Origin of the sequence: Mycobacterium sp. 3519A (assembly GCF_900240945.1) — a bacterium.
In the GTDB taxonomy this organism is placed as follows: domain Bacteria; phylum Actinomycetota; class Actinomycetes; order Mycobacteriales; family Mycobacteriaceae; genus Mycobacterium.
In genome coordinates this window covers 858,548-873,654 of the sequence record NZ_OESG01000013.1, presented here as the reverse complement: position 1 = coordinate 873,654, position 15,107 = coordinate 858,548, and the positions used below count along the sequence as shown (strand labels likewise).

Sequence of the window (15,107 nt, the reverse complement as noted above, 5' to 3'; positions counted from 1 at the left end):
GCGACTACCGAACCCAACATTGTCCACACCGAGCCTTGGGTGTTCCGGCATGCTCCTGGAGTGCTGCTTCTCAGCCGGCTCATCGGCCGCACCGTCCTCGGTCCGGACGGCGCGCTGGTCGGCCGCCTTGCCGACCTGACAGTGGGCCTGCGCCGAGGTTCGGGGCGCGTCGAACGGATATTGGTGCGGCGTCGCCGAACCTCCGACGTGCTGGTGCCGTCGACGGCAGTCGGATCGGCTCAGCACGACGCCATCATGCTCGACGACGCCCCCGACCGCTTCACGGTTCAATCTCTCGAGGACGCGTTCGCTGTCGACGAAATCCTCTTGGCGCGTGACGTTTTGGATACCCAAGTGGTCGACATCGCGGGGCAGCGTCTCGCCCGTGTCGCCGACGTCGTGCTCGCCCGCACCGCCGACGGACGCCTCGAAGTGGTGGGCGTCGAAGTCGGATTCGGCGCCGTGCTGCGACGGTTGGGACTGGGCAGGCTGGCAACGCGGGCCCGCGGTGACGCCGTCGCGTGGGGCGAGCTGCACCTCACCTCCGACCGCGGCCGTGCCGTGCAACTCGCGACGCCTCGCTCGGCGGTTCATCTACTCGATGCTCGCGGACTCGCCCTTGTGATCAGCCGGCTCGACACGCAGTCGGCGACCGAGATATTGGCCACCAAGGCCCCTGACGTCGCGGCACAGGTCGTGCGCGTCAGCCATCCGGTGGTCGCAGAACGAGTCCTGCGGGCGATGCCCGACGAAGCGGTGGCCGAGATCGTCGCCGCTCTGCCCACCGAGCACGCGACACGGTGGCAGCACCGCCTCGCACGCGCACCGGCATTGCGCGGACGGCGGTTGCTCCGTTCGCATGTGTGGCCACGTCGCCGCCACAGCCCCACGAGAGCCGCCAGGTGAAGACCAAGCGGTTCACCTTCGGTGCGCTGCTGGCGGTGGTCGGACCTGGTCTGCTCGCCGGCCTTTCAGACGACGACCCCGCAGGCATAACGACGTATTCCGTGCTGGGCGCCGACCACGGCTACCAGCTCTTGTGGGTGCTCCTACTGTCGACCGTCGCACTCGTGCTGTTTCATGGTCTCGCCGCTCGCATGGGCGTCATCACCGGCCAAGGCCTGATCGGTCTAGTGCGCCAACGCTACGGCGTCCGACTGGGCGGAGCCGTGCTCGCGACTCTCGTGGTCGCAAACATCGGCACCACCTGCGCCGAATTCGCCGGAATAGCAGCCGGTTTTGAACTCTTCGGCATCAGTCGTTATGCGAGTGTCCCGGCTGCAGCAGCTGTCGTTTCATTCCTGGTGTTGCGCGGCAGCTTCCACCGGGTCGAGCATGTGCTGTTGCTGGTATCGACGGTGTTCCTGGCCTACATCGCTTCCGGGATCCTCGCTGATCCCGACTGGAACGCAGGGCTGCGTGGTCTTCTCGTTCCGACCATGCCCGTCAACGCTGACGCAGTGACCATCGTGACCGCCACCGTAGGAACCACGCTGGCGCCGTGGGGACTGTCCTTCATCCAGTCGTACGCCGTGGACAAGAGGCTGCGCACCGAAGACTTGCCGTTTGAGCGCGTCGACGTGGTGACGGGCGCCGTGCTCACCGGCGTCATCGGCTTCTTCGTGGTCGTGGCTTGCGCCGCGACGCTGCACAGTGACGGCCGCTCGATCAATGACGCCGCCGATGCGGCCGTCGCGCTACAACCACTGGCGGGGGATGCAGCGGCGACACTGTTCGCGGTGGGGCTCATCGGCGCCGCGCTTCTGGCTGCCTCAGTATTGCCGTTGTCGACTGCATATTCGGTGTGCGAGTACGCCGGAGTCGAGGCTGCACTCGACGACCCTTACGACGAGGCCAAGACCTTCTACCTGACGTACGGATTCGTCATCGTGCTGGGCGCGCTCGTCGTGCTGATCCCGAAGGTCCCGCTGGTGACGATCCTGGTGTCCACTCAGGTGCTCAACGCGGTGCTGCTGATCCCGCTGCTGTTCGCGATGATCGGCATCGGTCGCGACAGGGACCTGATGGGTCGCTTCGCGGTCGGCAGGGCGGGCACCGCGGTATACGGTCTGACCGCCGGGGTGGTGCTGCTGTGCGTGGTAGTGCTTGGAGTCACGTCCCTGATGGCTTAGTGGCCAGCCGCCGTCGTTAGGCTGTGCGCCATGGCTGCTGACATCGTGCCGATCCGGCTCGCGCTGACCAAGGGCGACCTGTACACATTGTGGGCTCCACGCTGGCGCGATGCGGGTGACGAGTGGGAGGCGTTCCTCGGCAAGGACGAGGATCTGTACGCCTTCGAGTCGGTCGCCGACCTGGCGGCCTTCGTGCGGACCAACACCGACAACGACCTGGTCGACCACCCCGCGTGGCAGGCGCTGACCGAGGCGAATGCGCATACGTTCGACCCGCCGGAGGAACGCCAGTACGACCTCGTCAGCCTCGAAGAGTTGGTCGCCGAGAAGCCCAGCGAGGAGACGGTCAAGGAGCTACACCGCACGCTGGCGATCGTGTCGTCCATCGGCTCGGTGTGTGAGATGCCCGCGATCACCAAGTTTTTCAACGGCAATCCGGTGCTCGGCACCGTCGGCGGCGGGATCGAGGCCTTCGCGGGCCGCGCGGGCCGCAAGCGCTGGGCCGAGATCGAGACGGTGATCGGCCGCGGCTGGGACAACGTGGTCGACGCGATCGACGAGATCGTCACCATCCCCGACGTCGACAAGGCGGCTGCGGAGAAGGCCGAGGCGCAACTCGCCGAGCCCGCCCCCGAACCCGAGGAAGTCGAGGAAGTCACCGACGCCGACGGCGCCGAGGACACCGACAACACCGAGGGCGAGCAGACCGACGCCGAGGAGACCAGCGATCTGGCCGACCACGCCGCCGGACTGGTGCTGGGCAGCGACGACGACTTCTGGCTCAAGGTCGGCATCGACCCGGTGCGGATCATGACCAGCGCAGGCACCTACTACACGTTGCGCTGCTACCTCGACGACACACCGATCTTCCTGGGCCGCAACGGGCGCGTCAGCGTGTTCACCTCCGGCGGCGCGCTGGCGCGTTACCTCGCCGACGAGCACGACCACGACCTGTCCGACCTCGCGACCTACGACGACATCCGCACCGCGGCCACCGACGGCTCCCTGCGGGTCGACGTCCACGACGACAACGTCTACGTGCTCACCGGCATCGTCGACGACCTCGCGGACGGCCCCGACGCGATCGACCGCGACCAGCTGGAGCTCGCCGTCGAATTCCTCAGGGACATCGGCGAATACTCCGAGGACACCACGGTCGACGAGTCGTTGGACCCCGACCAGCCGTTGGGTCACCTGATCGCGCACGTGCTCGACCCGGACACCGTCGGCCGGCCGAAGCCGCCGTACGCCGAGGCGGTGCAGCAGTGGGAGGCGCTGGAGGCGTTCGTCGAATCGCGGCTGCGCCAGGAATAGGGTCTTCTGCGTGCTACAGCCGTTTTCGACGTGACGGCTGTCGAAGGGGGCTCTGGGCGTCAATCCGTGGCCATGGTGTCGATCTCGCCCCTAGCCAACCGATGATGAGTACCCAGCCCGTCGCGATGAGTTCCTGGGTCGGCCACGGTCTGCACCGGTATGACTTTGCCTAGCACTCCCACCGTCCATTCCGTCACCGTCCCCGGCGCCCGTCTGCACTACGAGGTCCGGGGCAGCGGCCCGCTGGTGCTCGTCGCCGGTTCGCCGATGGCGTCCGCAGAGTTCGCGCCGCTGGCCGACGGCCTGGCCATCGACCACACCGTCGTCACCTTCGATCCCCGCGGCTACGCCGACAGCCCGGTCGAGGACCAGCACGCGGCGTCGACGGTCGAACAGCGCGCCGACGACCTCATCGCGATCCTCGACGACCTGCACGCCGAATCGGCCGACGTGTTCGGGTCCAGCGGCGGTGCGGTCACCGGCCTGGCGTTGGTCGCCCGGCATCCGGGACGCGTGCGCACCCTCGTCGCACACGAACCCCCGCTGCTGGAACTGCTGCCCGACGCCACTGAACAGCGGGCGGCCACCGAGGCGATCGTCGACACCTTTCACCGCGACGGGTTCGCCGCCGCCTGGGCCCATTTCATGCGCAACGCCGGATTCGGCCTGGATCCCGGCGACGCCCCGCCCGAGAAAGCACCGTCCGATCGAGAGATCCGCGAGAACACCCGGTTCTTCGAGATCGACCTGCGCCCAACGACGCGGTTCGTGCCCGACGTCGACGCGCTGAGGAGTGGCCCGACCCGCGTGGTGATCGGCATCGGCGTCGACTCACGTCAACTGCTGACCTACCGCACCTCGATAGCGGTGGCCGGACTGCTCGGTGTCGCGCCGGTCGAGTTTCCCGGCGACCACGGCGGATTCATGGGCGCACCAACGGAATTCGCCGACAGGCTGCGGAGCGTGCTCGGCTAGCCGACGAGCACGGCGTAGCGCGGTTTGATCACGTCGTCGATGATCGACAGTCGCTCGTCGAACGAGATGAACGCTGACTTCATCGCGTTGATGGTGAACCGCTGCAGATCGCTCCACCCGTAGCCGAACGCCTCGACCAGACGCAGCATCTCCTGGGTCATGGTGGTGTCGCTCATCAACCGGTTGTCGGTGTTGACGGTCACCCGGAACCGCAACCGGGCCAGCAGGTCGAACGGGTGCTCAGCGATGCTGCCGACGGCGCCGGTCTGCACATTCGACGACGGACACATCTCGAACGGAACTCGCTTGTCCCGCAACAGCGCTGCCAGCCTACCGAGGTGCGCGACGCCGTCGGGTCCGACGGTGATGTCGTCGGCGATCCGCACGCCGTGGCCCAACCGGTCGGCACCGCAGAACGCGATGGCCTCGTGGATGGACGGCAGGCCGAACGCCTCGCCGGCGTGAATTGTGAAGCGCGCGTTGTTGCTTCGCATGTACTCGAACGCGTCCAGATGCCGCGTCGGCGGATATCCCGCCTCGGCGCCCGCGATGTCGAAGCCGACGACGCCCTTGTCGCGGAACCGGATGGCCAGTTCGGCGATCTCGCGTGAGCGTGCCGCGTGCCGCATCGCGGTCACCAGACAGCGCACGGTGATGCCGCGACCCTCCGCGCTTGCGGCTTTCTCACCGTCGGCGAATCCGGCGAGCACGGCGTCGACGACCGCGTCCAGCGACAGCCCGCGGTCGATGTGCAACTCGGGGGCGAACCGGATCTCGGCGTAGACGACGTTGTCGGCGGCCAGGTCCTCGACGCACTCGTAGGCCACCCGATGCAGCGCCTCCGGTGTCTGCATCACCCCAACGGTGTGTGCGAACGGTTCGAGGTAGCGTTCCAGCGACCCGCTGTGCGCGGCGGTGCGGAACCACGCGGCGAGCTGGTCCACGTCCGTGGCGGGCAGTTCGTCGTAACCCGTGGTCCCGGCGAGTTCCAGCACCGTAGCGGGCCGCAGGCCACCGTCGAGGTGGTCGTGCAGCAGGGCCTTCGGCGCCTGCCTGATCGACTCGAGATTCAGCGGGGTGGTCATCCGACGATCCGATCGATGATCAGCGGCCGGTCCGGCGGCGCGTCGTCGCCGACGTTCCACGCGCCGTCGAGTTCCGACATCGCTCCCTCGAACCGCTCCGGTGTGTCGGTGTACAGGGTGAACACGGCTTCACCTGCGGCGACGGGCTCCCCTGGCCGCCGGTGGATGCGCAGCCCCGCGCCGAACTGGACCCGCTCGCCCTGCACGGAGCGGCCCGCCCCGAGCCGCCACACCGCAAGACCCACCGCCATCGCGTCGATGAGTCCCATCGTGCCATCGCGCGGCGCGGTGATGGTCTCGGAATGCGCACCGATCGGCAGCGGTCGGGACAAATCTCCGCCCTGCGCGGCGACGAGCTGACGGAACCGGTCCATTGCCGACCCGTCCTTCAGCGTCTGCGCGGGGTCGACGCCGTCCAGGCCCGCCGCGTCCAGCATCTCGGTGGCCAGCGCCAGCGTCAGCTCCACCACGTCGGCGGGTCCCCCGCCTGCGAGCACTTCCAGCGATTCCTCGACCTCGACGGCGTTGCCGACCGTGCGGCCCAGTGGCGTCTCCATGTCCGTCAGCAGCGCACGGGTCACCAGGCCCTCCGCGGTGCCCAGTTCCACCATCGTGCGGGCCAGTTCGCGGGACTCGGCCTCGGTGGACAGGAACGCGCCGCTGCCGACCTTGCTGTCGAGCACGAGCGCGCGAGTCCCCTCCGCGATCTTCTTGCTCATCACCGAACTCGCGATCAGCGGCAGCGATTCGGTGGTGCCGGTGACGTCGCGCAGCGCATAGATCTTGCGGTCGGCGGGCGCCAGCTCACCGGCGGCGAAGATGGCCGCGCCCAGATCGCAAAGTTGTTGGCGAATCTGGGCTTTGGAGATTTCCGCGGTGAAACCCGCGATGGACTCCAGCTTGTCGAGGGTGCCGCCGGTGTGCCCGAGGCCGCGTCCGGCCGCCTGCGGCACGGCTCCCCCGCACGCCATCACGACCGGCACCAACGGGATGGTGATCTTGTCGCCGACCCCGCCCGTCGAATGTTTGTCCACCAGCGCCAGCGGCTTGCCGTCCCGTCGCAGATCCGTAAAATCCAACCGCACACCGGAGTTCACCATCGCGGCGGTCCAGCGGGCGATTTCGGCACCCGTCATGCCGCGCAGGTAGATCGCCATCAACAACGCCGACATCTGCTCGTCGGCCACCCGGCCGTTGGTGTAGCCGTCGATCACCCAGTCGATCGCATCATCCGAGAGCACACCGCCGTCGCGCTTGGTCCGGATGACGGTCGGAGCATCAAACGCCGTCACCGGCGCTACGTTACCGGTGACGGGCAACGGAATTCGGCTACGCGGTCACGTGCCGGTGGCTCAGCGAGCTCGGCGCGTCGATGGCCGCACCCTCGTCGACACCGACGCCAAGACGCTCGACCAGTTCGCCGCCCATCCACGCGGTCGCGACGGCCAGCACCACTGCCACGAAGCTGCACGCCAGCGCCCACGCCGTGGGATCCCAGCCGTTGCTGACCCGCAGCAGCCAACTCACCGCGAACAACACCACCACCACGACGTTGCCAAGGCCGTGCACCAGCCCGATGCTCTTGGCCCTGGTGCCCGCCGGGATCTTGAACCAGTCGATCCAGCCGAACGGCGCCGCCAACAATCCGCCGATGATCCCCGCTCCGATCATGTAGCCCGACGCGACCGCGAATCCGGGCCGGTCGGTCACCAGATACACGATGTCGAACACCACCGCCGTGGCCAGCAGGCCGAGCGGGAACGGTATGAGCATGGGATGAATCGCGTGCCCCAACGCCTTGACCCGACTCTCCATGTGTCGCCTCCTTATGCGCATGAGTGACGGCACAGGACTACCCGGGTGTGGCCGCCTCAAACGGGCTAAATATGAAGCCGGTCACGGTGTTTCTTCGTGTGCGGGCTCGTTGACGCGGGCCAGGTCCTGCGGGCCGAACGCGTCGGGAAGCAGCACGCTCAGCGGCCGAGGACCGAGCGGATGATCGATCAGCAGTTCGGCTCCGCCGTGCTCGAGAAGCACCTGCCGGCAGCGCCCGCAGGGCATCAGCACCTCGCCGGTCGCGTCCACACATGACAGCGCGATCAGCCGTCCGCCGCCGCTGGAATGCAGCGCGCAAACCACAGCGCACTCGGCACAGAGACCTAGGCCATATGAGACATTTTCCACATTGCAGCCCGCCACCAATCGGTGGTCGTCGACCAGCGCGGCCGCACCGACCGCGAACCCGGAATACGGCGCGTAGGCGTGAGCTGAGGCTTCAGTTGCCTTGTGCCGCAACATTTTCCAGTCGATCTCGGATGTCATCGCAACCTCGCAGGGGTCGATTCTGAATGCATTCCGAAAATGTGGCCCGCCGACCGCCGTCCGGAATAGGTAACCCTAACTTTCGCGTTTTTGACCATGTAGACGGCTAAACCGTAGTTCGTTTAGCTGTAGAAGTGGGTTTAGAGTCGCCCCGAGGTTTGGGCAGGTTCTTTTCAGCCGAGCCGGACGTCGCCGCCGGTACGGCTCCGAGCCCAAGCGTCCACCGATGGCGTTGGAGGCCAGATGAGTACTGCGACACCCGCGACACCGGCGGTGCCTGCGCCGGTTCCCCATCCGTCGCGCAGACGATCCCTGTACCGCGGTGATCCGGGCATGTGGTCCTGGGTGCTGCACCGCATCACCGGGGCCACCATCTTCTTCTTCCTGCTGGTGCACGTGCTGGACACAGCGCTGGTGCGGGTCAGCCCCGAGTCCTACAACGAGGTCATCAACACCTACAAGACTCCGATCGTCGGTCTGATGGAGATCGGCCTCGTGGCGGCGGTGCTTTACCACGCCCTCAACGGAATCCGCGTCATCCTCATCGACTTCTGGCAGCACGGACCGCGTTATCAAAAGCTGATGTTGTGGATCGTGGCGGGCGTGTGGCTCGCCGTGATGATCCCGACGCTCGGCGTCATCGGCATGCACATGGCGGAGCGATTCCTATGACCGACACATCGGGGACGACCTGGACCCCTCACCACCGCGAGGGCCGCCTGGCTCCCGTTCAGGAGAAAGAGCACGACCGGCCGGCCAGCCTCGACCACCCACGCGCGCCGCGTCGCCCGCGGGGCATCCCGTACTTCGAGAAGTACGCGTGGCTGTTCATGCGGTTCTCCGGCGTCGCGCTGGTGGTGCTCGCGCTGGGCCACCTGTTCATCGGGCTCGTCTGGGACGGCGGCGTGTACCGCATCGACTTCAATTACGTGGCGCAGCGCTGGGCGTCGCCGTTCTGGCAGATCTGGGACATGGCGCTGCTGTGGCTCGCGATGGTGCACGGCGCCAACGGGATGCGCACCATCATCGGCGACTACGCCCGCAAGAACATCACCAAGTTCTATCTGAATTCGCTGTTGTTGCTGGTGACAGGTTTCACGTTGGTGCTGGGCACCTATGTGCTGGTGACCTTCGACGCGAACATCTCGTGACGGGGAGCTGATCAATGCTGATTGAACATCGCTACGACGTCGTCATCGTCGGCGCAGGCGGCGCGGGTATGCGCGCGGCCGTCGAGGCGGGTCCGCGCGTGCGCACCGCGGTGCTGACCAAGCTGTACCCGACGCGTTCGCATACCGGCGCGGCGCAGGGCGGGATGTGTGCCGCGCTGGCCAACGTCGAAGAGGACAACTGGGAGTGGCACACCTTCGACACCGTCAAGGGCGGCGACTACCTCGCCGACCAGGACGCGGTCGAGATCATGTGCAAGGAAGCCATCGACGCGGTGCTCGACCTCGAGAAGATGGGGATGCCGTTCAACCGCACCCCTGAGGGCCGCATCGACCAGCGCCGGTTCGGCGGGCACACCCGCGACCACGGCAAGGCGCCCGTGCGGCGGGCCTGTTACGCCGCCGACCGCACCGGCCACATGATCCTGCAGACGCTGTACCAAAACTGCGTCAAGCACGACGTCCAGTTCTTCAACGAGTTCTACGCACTGGACCTGGCGCTCACGGAGACCGCCGCGGGCCCCGTCGCCACCGGCGTCATCGCCTACGAACTGGCAACGGGCGACATCCACGTCTTCCACGCCAAGGCGATCGTGCTCGCCACCGGCGGATCGGGCCGGATGTACAAGACCACCTCCAACGCGCACACGCTGACCGGCGACGGCCTCGGCATCGTGTTCCGCAAAGGACTTCCGTTGGAGGACATGGAATTTCACCAGTTCCATCCGACAGGCCTTGCGGGCCTTGGCATTCTGATCTCCGAGGCGGTGCGCGGCGAGGGCGGCATCCTGCTCAACTCCGAGGGCGAGCGGTTCATGGAACGCTACGCCCCGACCATCAAAGACCTGGCGCCACGCGACATCGTCGCCCGCTCGATGGTGCGCGAGGTGCTCGAGGGCCGCGGCGCAGGCCCGCACAAGGATTACGTCTACATCGACGTCCGCCATCTCGGCGAGGACGTACTCAACACCAAACTGCCCGACATCACCGAGTTCGCCCGCACCTACCTTGGCGTCGACCCGGTCAAGGAACTGGTGCCGGTGTACCCCACGTGTCACTACGTGATGGGCGGCATCCCGACGACGGTGAGCGGACAGGTGTTGCGCGACAACACCACACCGCTGCCCGGTCTGTACGCGGCGGGCGAATGCGCCTGCGTCTCAGTGCACGGCGCCAACCGGCTGGGCACGAATTCACTGTTGGACATCAACGTGTTCGGCCGCCGGGCAGGCATCGCGGCGTCGAATTACGCGCTGGGCCATGACCACGTCGACCTGCCGTCGGATCCGGCGGGCATGGTGGTCAGCTGGGTGGGCGACATCTTGAGCGAGCACGGCAACGAGCGCGTCGCCGACATCCGCACCGCCCTGCAGCAGTCGATGGACAACAACGCCGCAGTGTTCCGCACCGAGGAGACGTTGAAGCAGGCGTTGACGGACATTCACGCGCTCAAGGAGCGATATGCCCGAATCACGGTGCACGACAAGGGCAAGCGTTACAACAGCGACCTACTCGAGGCGATCGAGCTGGGCTTCCTGCTCGAGCTCGCCGAGGTGACGGTCGTCGGCGCGTTGAACCGCAAGGAATCTCGCGGCGGACACGCCCGCGAGGACTACCCGAACCGCGACGACACCAACTACATGCGGCACACCATGGCCTACAAGGAGGGCAGCGAGCTGCTGTCCGACATCCGGCTGGACTACAAGCCGGTGGTGATGACGCGGTACGAGCCGATGGAACGGAAGTACTGATATGAGCGCACCAGCTGTCGACACCACGGAGGGCGCCGCACCGCCGGTGCCCGAGGGTGCGGTGATGATCACGCTGAAGATCGCCCGCTTCAACCCGGAGGACCCCGACGCCGCCGGTTGGCAGAGCTTCCGCGTCCCGTGCCTGCCCACCGACCGGTTGCTCAACCTGCTGCACTACGTGAAGTGGTATCTGGACGGCACGCTGACGTTCCGGCGGTCGTGCGCCCACGGCGTGTGCGGGTCCGACGCGATGCGGATCAACGGCGTGAACCGGTTGGCGTGCAAGGTGCTGATGCGCGACATGCTGCCGAAGAAGCCCGGCAAGCAGCTCACCATCACGATCGAGCCGATTCGTGGGCTGCCCGTCGAGAAGGACCTCGTGGTCAACATGGAGCCGTTCTTCGACGCCTACCGCGCCGTCAAACCGTTCCTGATCACCAGCGGCAATCCGCCCACCCGCGAACGCATTCAGAGCCAGACCGACCGGATGCGCTACGACGACACCACCAAGTGCATCCTGTGCGCGTGCTGCACCACCAGCTGCCCGGTGTACTGGAGCGAGGGTTCGTATTTCGGGCCGGCCGCGATAGTCAACGCGCACCGGTTCATCTTCGACAGCCGCGACGAGGGCGCCGCCGAGCGACTGGACATCCTCAACGAGGTGGACGGCGTGTGGCGCTGCCGCACGACGTTCAACTGCACGGAGTCCTGCCCGCGCGGCATCCAGGTGACGCAGGCCATCCAGGAGGTCAAGCGCGCACTGATGTTCGCGCGTTAGCGATTTCGGTGTGTACGGTCGCGCTGTCCGCGACTCGTCACACCCAAATCGCTACACAGTAGTCCAGGTCGTGCGGTATCCCGCCGCGCCAGTACACGGCAGGCGGCCCGCCCCAGCCCCAGGGCGGGCGGTCGTCGTTGCGCCACTTGTTGACCCGCCACCACTGGTTCCAGTCGTTGCCGTTCCAGTTGTTCCACACCCACTCGTCGCGAGGATGCCAGTCCCAGTCGGGGTCCGCGCCCGCTGCGGGGGCCGCCCCGATCGCGCCCACCGCAAGCACAGCCGCGATCGAGCCCTGCGCCACCACCTGCTTGATGTTCATCCACCACTCCTCGTCTCCTTGACACCATCAGGAAAAGAGGAGGTCAACTCCCAGCGTGTCCGCCCAAGTCCGATGCCTGGCCAGACTTGATCTCACTCATCTGAATTATCGGCGGCCGGGCAGAGTCGTTACCAGCGATGTCACATATCGCGGCGCTATCTCGTCTAACGGGTATGACACAGAAAACCCGCATCGCTCCCGTCGCGCCCAAGCAGGCCGGCCTGCTGACCCGCGTCATGTACCGGTTCGCCAGGCGCCGCTTCGGCGAGGTGCCAGAACCGTTCACCGTCGCGGCGCATCACCCCCGCCTGCTGGTGGCCAACGCCGTGCACGAGACGCTGCTGCAGTCCGGGTCGAAGAAGCTGCCCGCCAGTGTCCGGGAGTTGGCGGTGTTCTGGACCGCCCGCACCGTCGGCTGCTCGTGGTGTGTCGACTTCGGGTCGATGCTGCAGCGGCTCGACGGCCTCGACGTCGACCGCCTGAAGGACATCGACAACTACGCGACGTCACCGCGTTTCACCGACGACGAGCGCGCCGCGATCGCCTACGCCAACGCGATGACGACCGATCCACACACCATCACCGACGAGCAGGTCGACGATCTTCGGCGGCGTTTCGGCGATGACGGCGTCATCGAGCTGACCTACCAGATCGGCGTGGAGAACATGCGGGCCCGCATGTACTCAGCGCTTGGCATCACCGAGCAGGGCTTCAACTCGGGGGACGCGTGCCGGGTTCCGTGGGCTGATCAGGACGCAGCGGCGAGCCGGTGAACTTGTCCGGGTTGGCGATATCCCAGATGGCGCAGACCTTTCCGTCGCGCACCGTCATAGCCGTGACCCTGGGCGTCAGCGCCGGATAACCCTCGCGGGCCGGAGCGCCTTCGGTGTAGGACCCGACCTGGCCGTTGACCAGCGCCAGCTGCGCGCCCGCCAGCCAGTTCGGTCCGTAGCGGCGGGCCAGCCCGAACAGGAACCTGGCCACCTTGTCGGGTCCGGCGATGACCCGCGCGGCGGTGGGCGCCCTGCCGTTCGCATCGCCGGTGTACGTCACCTCCGGATGCAGCAGGCGGACAACGGCTTCCATGTCGCCCGAGGCGAGCGCCGCCATCAGTGAGCCTGCGACTTCGTTGTGGGTCGGGTCGGGCACCGCGGGCGGTGCGGACGCCGCCGCACGACGGGCGCGCGACGCCAGTTGCCTGGCCGAGGCGTCGCTGACGCCGAGCACCGACGCGATTTCGGTGAAGGGCACCCCGAAGCCGTCGTGCAGCACGAACGCCACCCGCTGATCCGGCGTCAACCGCTCGAGCACCACCATCGCCGCGAACCGCGCATCGTCGGCGGCCACCACCGCCGCGAGCGGATCGTTGCCCTCCAGCCCGGTGACCACCGGTTCCGGCAGCCATTCGCCGACATAGGTTTCGCGGCGCTTGGCGGCCGAGCGCAACCGGTCCAACGCCAGCCGGCTCACCACGGTGGTCAGCCACGCCCGCAGGTCATTGACGGCCTCCGACGCGCCGCTCCACCGCAGCCAGGCGTCCTGCACGACGTCCTCCGCATCGGCGACCGTGCCGGTGAGCCGATACGCGACGGCCAGCAGGTGCGGGCGCAACTCCTCGAACTCGTCGACCCGCGTGCTTGCGGTCATGCACCGAGTCTATGGCTTGGTGAAACGCGGGTAGTGCGTGACGACCGCGGCGCCGTCCGACCGGGGATCCGATGCCGCGGTCATCGCACCGGTGTCGTCGACGAACACGACGTTGGTCTGGCCGAGGTTCTCGGTGTGCGCGGCCACGGTCGTCGGCGTCAGGCCTGCGCGCTCGACGGCGGCCACCCCCGCGGGATGCAGATCGGCTTCTGCGATCACCGAATCCATTGTGCCGCCGTCGGCCTGCAGCCCGACCACGGCACGGGGCGCGCTGACCGCGGACTCGGCGGCCTCCCCCGCGAGCGCACGCAACAACACCTGCGCGAGGATCTGCGGTTGGCCCTGACCACCCATCGTCGAGAGCACGTGACGCAACTTGCCCCGATCGGTCGTCATCACCGGCATCAGGGTGTGGGCGGGCCGTTTACGCGGCGCGATCACGTTCGGCGAGGTATCGTCCAACGAGAAACTCGTGCCCCGATTGTGGAACAGGATCCCGGTGGCGGGGTCGACCAGGCCCGACCCGAAAGCGTGGTACACGCTCTGGATCAACGACACCGCGTAGCCGTCGGCGTCGGCCGCCGCCACACCGACAGTGTCGCCGTGCGGCACCAACGGCGGGCAGGTCTGTGCCGCACCGATCTCCGCGGACTCGTCGAGGCCCTTGTTCACCAGCGCGTCGACGTCGACGAAGACGTGCCGCGGATCTGCCAACTCCGTTGCACGTAACGCGTTGCCCCGGTGGAAGATTCGCATCAACGCCCCCAGCCCGTCGCCGAGTGGATCGGCGATGCCGAGTTCCTCCACCGCCCGCAGCGCGCGAAGCAACAGGAAACCGTGCGTGTTCGGCGGGCTCGTCACCACCGTCACGCCGCCGAAATCCGCCGTGATCGGCGGCGCCGTCTCCGGTTGGAATTCTGCGAAATCGTCGACCGTCAGCACGGATCCGTGGGACCGCAGATACCTGACCGACTGCTCGGCGAGTGCGCCCTCGTAGAACGTGTCCGGACCGACGTCGCGCAGTTCTGCAAACGAGTCGGCCAGCGCATGCTGCACAAGGACGTCACCGGCGTGTAGGTTGCGACCACCTGGCCGGAAGACCCTGTCGAAATCCTCGCTGCCATGCAGGTCGGCATTCTCGGCATCGGCGATGTGGGCGGCCAGCGACGGCGCCACCGCGACACCTGTCTTCGCCGTCTCCTCCGCCGCGCGCAGGGTGTGCTCCCACGACAGCCGGGCACCGAAGCGGCGCAACGCCTCCCAACCGCGGATGCCGCCGGGCACCGTCACCGCGTCGGCGCCGCGGGCCGGTAACCAGTCGCCGTGCCGTGCCCGCAGACCGGCGGCATCGGTCGCGGCGCCCGCCCAACCCGATGCGTTCACACACTCGATTGCCCCATCCGGAGTACGCACCAGCGCGATCAGGTCACCGCCGAGCGCGACGTTGTGTGGGTACACGACCGTGAGCACGGCGGCCGCGGCGATGGCCGCATCGATCGCGTTGCCGCCGTCGCGGTATGTCCGCATGCCAGCCTCGGTCGCCAACGCGTGGGGGCTGGCGAGCGCACCGGTGAACGACGTCGACGGACTGGACACGTTGGATGGACTCCTC

At 67.3% G+C, this 15,107-nt stretch carries 15 protein-coding genes and 1 pseudogene; 9 read left to right on the top strand and 7 right to left on the bottom strand.

Features of this window, described 5'->3' with window-relative positions; genetic code table 11:
* Positions 1–60 precede the first annotated feature (60 nt).
* The 4 genes from C1A30_RS12080 to C1A30_RS12065 all read left to right on the top strand — a co-directional run bounded on the left by C1A30_RS12080 (position 61) and on the right by C1A30_RS12065 (position 4,421).
* On the top strand, positions 61–906 hold the full coding sequence (locus tag C1A30_RS12080) for a magnesium transporter (RefSeq protein ID WP_101948550.1): 846 nt from the start codon (positions 61–63) through the stop codon (positions 904–906).
* Positions 903–2,132 (top strand): NRAMP family divalent metal transporter, encoded by a 1,230-nt coding sequence (locus C1A30_RS12075; RefSeq protein ID WP_101950146.1) that lies wholly within the window; start codon positions 903–905, stop codon positions 2,130–2,132. The genes C1A30_RS12080 and C1A30_RS12075 overlap by 4 nt, the downstream gene beginning before the upstream one ends.
* A 30-nt stretch (positions 2,133–2,162) precedes the next feature.
* Positions 2,163–3,446: a primosomal protein gene (locus tag C1A30_RS12070; RefSeq protein ID WP_101948549.1), complete on the top strand. Its 1,284-nt coding sequence runs from the start codon at positions 2,163–2,165 to the stop codon at positions 3,444–3,446.
* A gap of 159 nt (positions 3,447–3,605) precedes the next feature.
* Positions 3,606–4,421 carry an alpha/beta fold hydrolase gene (locus C1A30_RS12065; protein WP_101948548.1) on the top strand — a complete coding sequence of 272 codons (816 nt, stop codon included), beginning with the start codon at positions 3,606–3,608 and terminating at the stop codon, positions 4,419–4,421.
* On the opposite strand, the gene C1A30_RS12060 is transcribed toward C1A30_RS12065, so the two are convergent.
* The 4 genes from C1A30_RS12060 to C1A30_RS12045 all read right to left on the bottom strand — a co-directional run bounded on the left by C1A30_RS12060 (position 4,418) and on the right by C1A30_RS12045 (position 7,828).
* On the bottom strand, positions 4,418–5,506 hold the full coding sequence (locus C1A30_RS12060) for an adenosine deaminase (RefSeq protein WP_101948547.1): 1,089 nt from the start codon (positions 5,504–5,506) through the stop codon (positions 4,418–4,420). The genes C1A30_RS12065 and C1A30_RS12060 overlap by 4 nt on opposite strands.
* A complete protein-coding gene (locus C1A30_RS12055; protein WP_200828243.1) occupies positions 5,503–6,798 on the bottom strand; it encodes a thymidine phosphorylase in 1,296 nt (431 codons plus the stop codon). The genes C1A30_RS12060 and C1A30_RS12055 overlap by 4 nt, the downstream gene beginning before the upstream one ends.
* Positions 6,799–6,835: 37 nt before the next feature.
* Positions 6,836–7,321: a DUF2231 domain-containing protein gene (locus tag C1A30_RS12050; protein ID WP_101948545.1), complete on the bottom strand. Its 486-nt coding sequence runs from the start codon at positions 7,319–7,321 to the stop codon at positions 6,836–6,838.
* 81 nt (positions 7,322–7,402) lie between these two features.
* Positions 7,403–7,828, bottom strand: a complete 426-nt coding sequence (locus C1A30_RS12045; RefSeq protein ID WP_101948544.1) for a cytidine deaminase — start codon at positions 7,826–7,828, stop codon at positions 7,403–7,405.
* 243 nt (positions 7,829–8,071) lie between these two features.
* Between C1A30_RS12045 and sdhC the strand changes: the two genes are divergently transcribed.
* Genes sdhC through C1A30_RS12025 form a run of 4 tightly spaced genes read left to right on the top strand, consistent with a single transcriptional unit; the run spans position 8,072 to position 11,526 of the window.
* Complete coding sequence (gene sdhC, locus C1A30_RS12040; RefSeq protein WP_101948543.1) at positions 8,072–8,500, top strand: succinate dehydrogenase, cytochrome b556 subunit; 429 nt, start codon at positions 8,072–8,074, stop codon at positions 8,498–8,500.
* Positions 8,497–8,979, top strand: coding sequence for a succinate dehydrogenase hydrophobic membrane anchor subunit (locus C1A30_RS12035; RefSeq protein ID WP_101948542.1), 483 nt, complete (start codon positions 8,497–8,499; stop codon positions 8,977–8,979). The genes sdhC and C1A30_RS12035 overlap by 4 nt, the downstream gene beginning before the upstream one ends.
* A gap of 14 nt (positions 8,980–8,993) precedes the next feature.
* Positions 8,994–10,748 (top strand): succinate dehydrogenase flavoprotein subunit, encoded by a 1,755-nt coding sequence (sdhA, locus tag C1A30_RS12030; RefSeq protein ID WP_101948541.1) that lies wholly within the window; start codon positions 8,994–8,996, stop codon positions 10,746–10,748.
* Position 10,749: 1 nt separating this feature from the next.
* The gene (locus C1A30_RS12025; protein ID WP_067807209.1) at positions 10,750–11,526 is read left to right on the top strand and encodes a succinate dehydrogenase iron-sulfur subunit; all 777 of its coding nucleotides are present in this window, start codon (positions 10,750–10,752) and stop codon (positions 11,524–11,526) included.
* A gap of 37 nt (positions 11,527–11,563) precedes the next feature.
* Here C1A30_RS12025 and C1A30_RS12020 read toward each other — a convergent pair whose 3' ends face one another.
* Complete coding sequence (locus tag C1A30_RS12020) at positions 11,564–11,848, bottom strand: hypothetical protein (RefSeq protein WP_200828242.1); 285 nt, start codon at positions 11,846–11,848, stop codon at positions 11,564–11,566.
* Positions 11,849–12,006: 158 nt separating this feature from the next.
* On the opposite strand from C1A30_RS12020, the pseudogene C1A30_RS12015 reads away from it, so the two are divergent.
* Positions 12,007–12,621, top strand: a pseudogene (locus C1A30_RS12015) (carboxymuconolactone decarboxylase family protein); the annotation flags it as partial.
* Here the strand turns inward: C1A30_RS12015 and C1A30_RS12010 are convergent.
* On the bottom strand, positions 12,560–13,495 hold the full coding sequence (locus tag C1A30_RS12010; protein ID WP_101948539.1) for a sigma-70 family RNA polymerase sigma factor: 936 nt from the start codon (positions 13,493–13,495) through the stop codon (positions 12,560–12,562). The pseudogene C1A30_RS12015 and the gene C1A30_RS12010 sit on opposite strands and share 62 nt — an antisense overlap.
* A 9-nt stretch (positions 13,496–13,504) precedes the next feature.
* Complete coding sequence (locus C1A30_RS12005) at positions 13,505–15,091, bottom strand: gamma-glutamyltransferase family protein (RefSeq protein ID WP_235009836.1); 1,587 nt, start codon at positions 15,089–15,091, stop codon at positions 13,505–13,507.
* Positions 15,092–15,107: the final 16 nt, after the last annotated feature.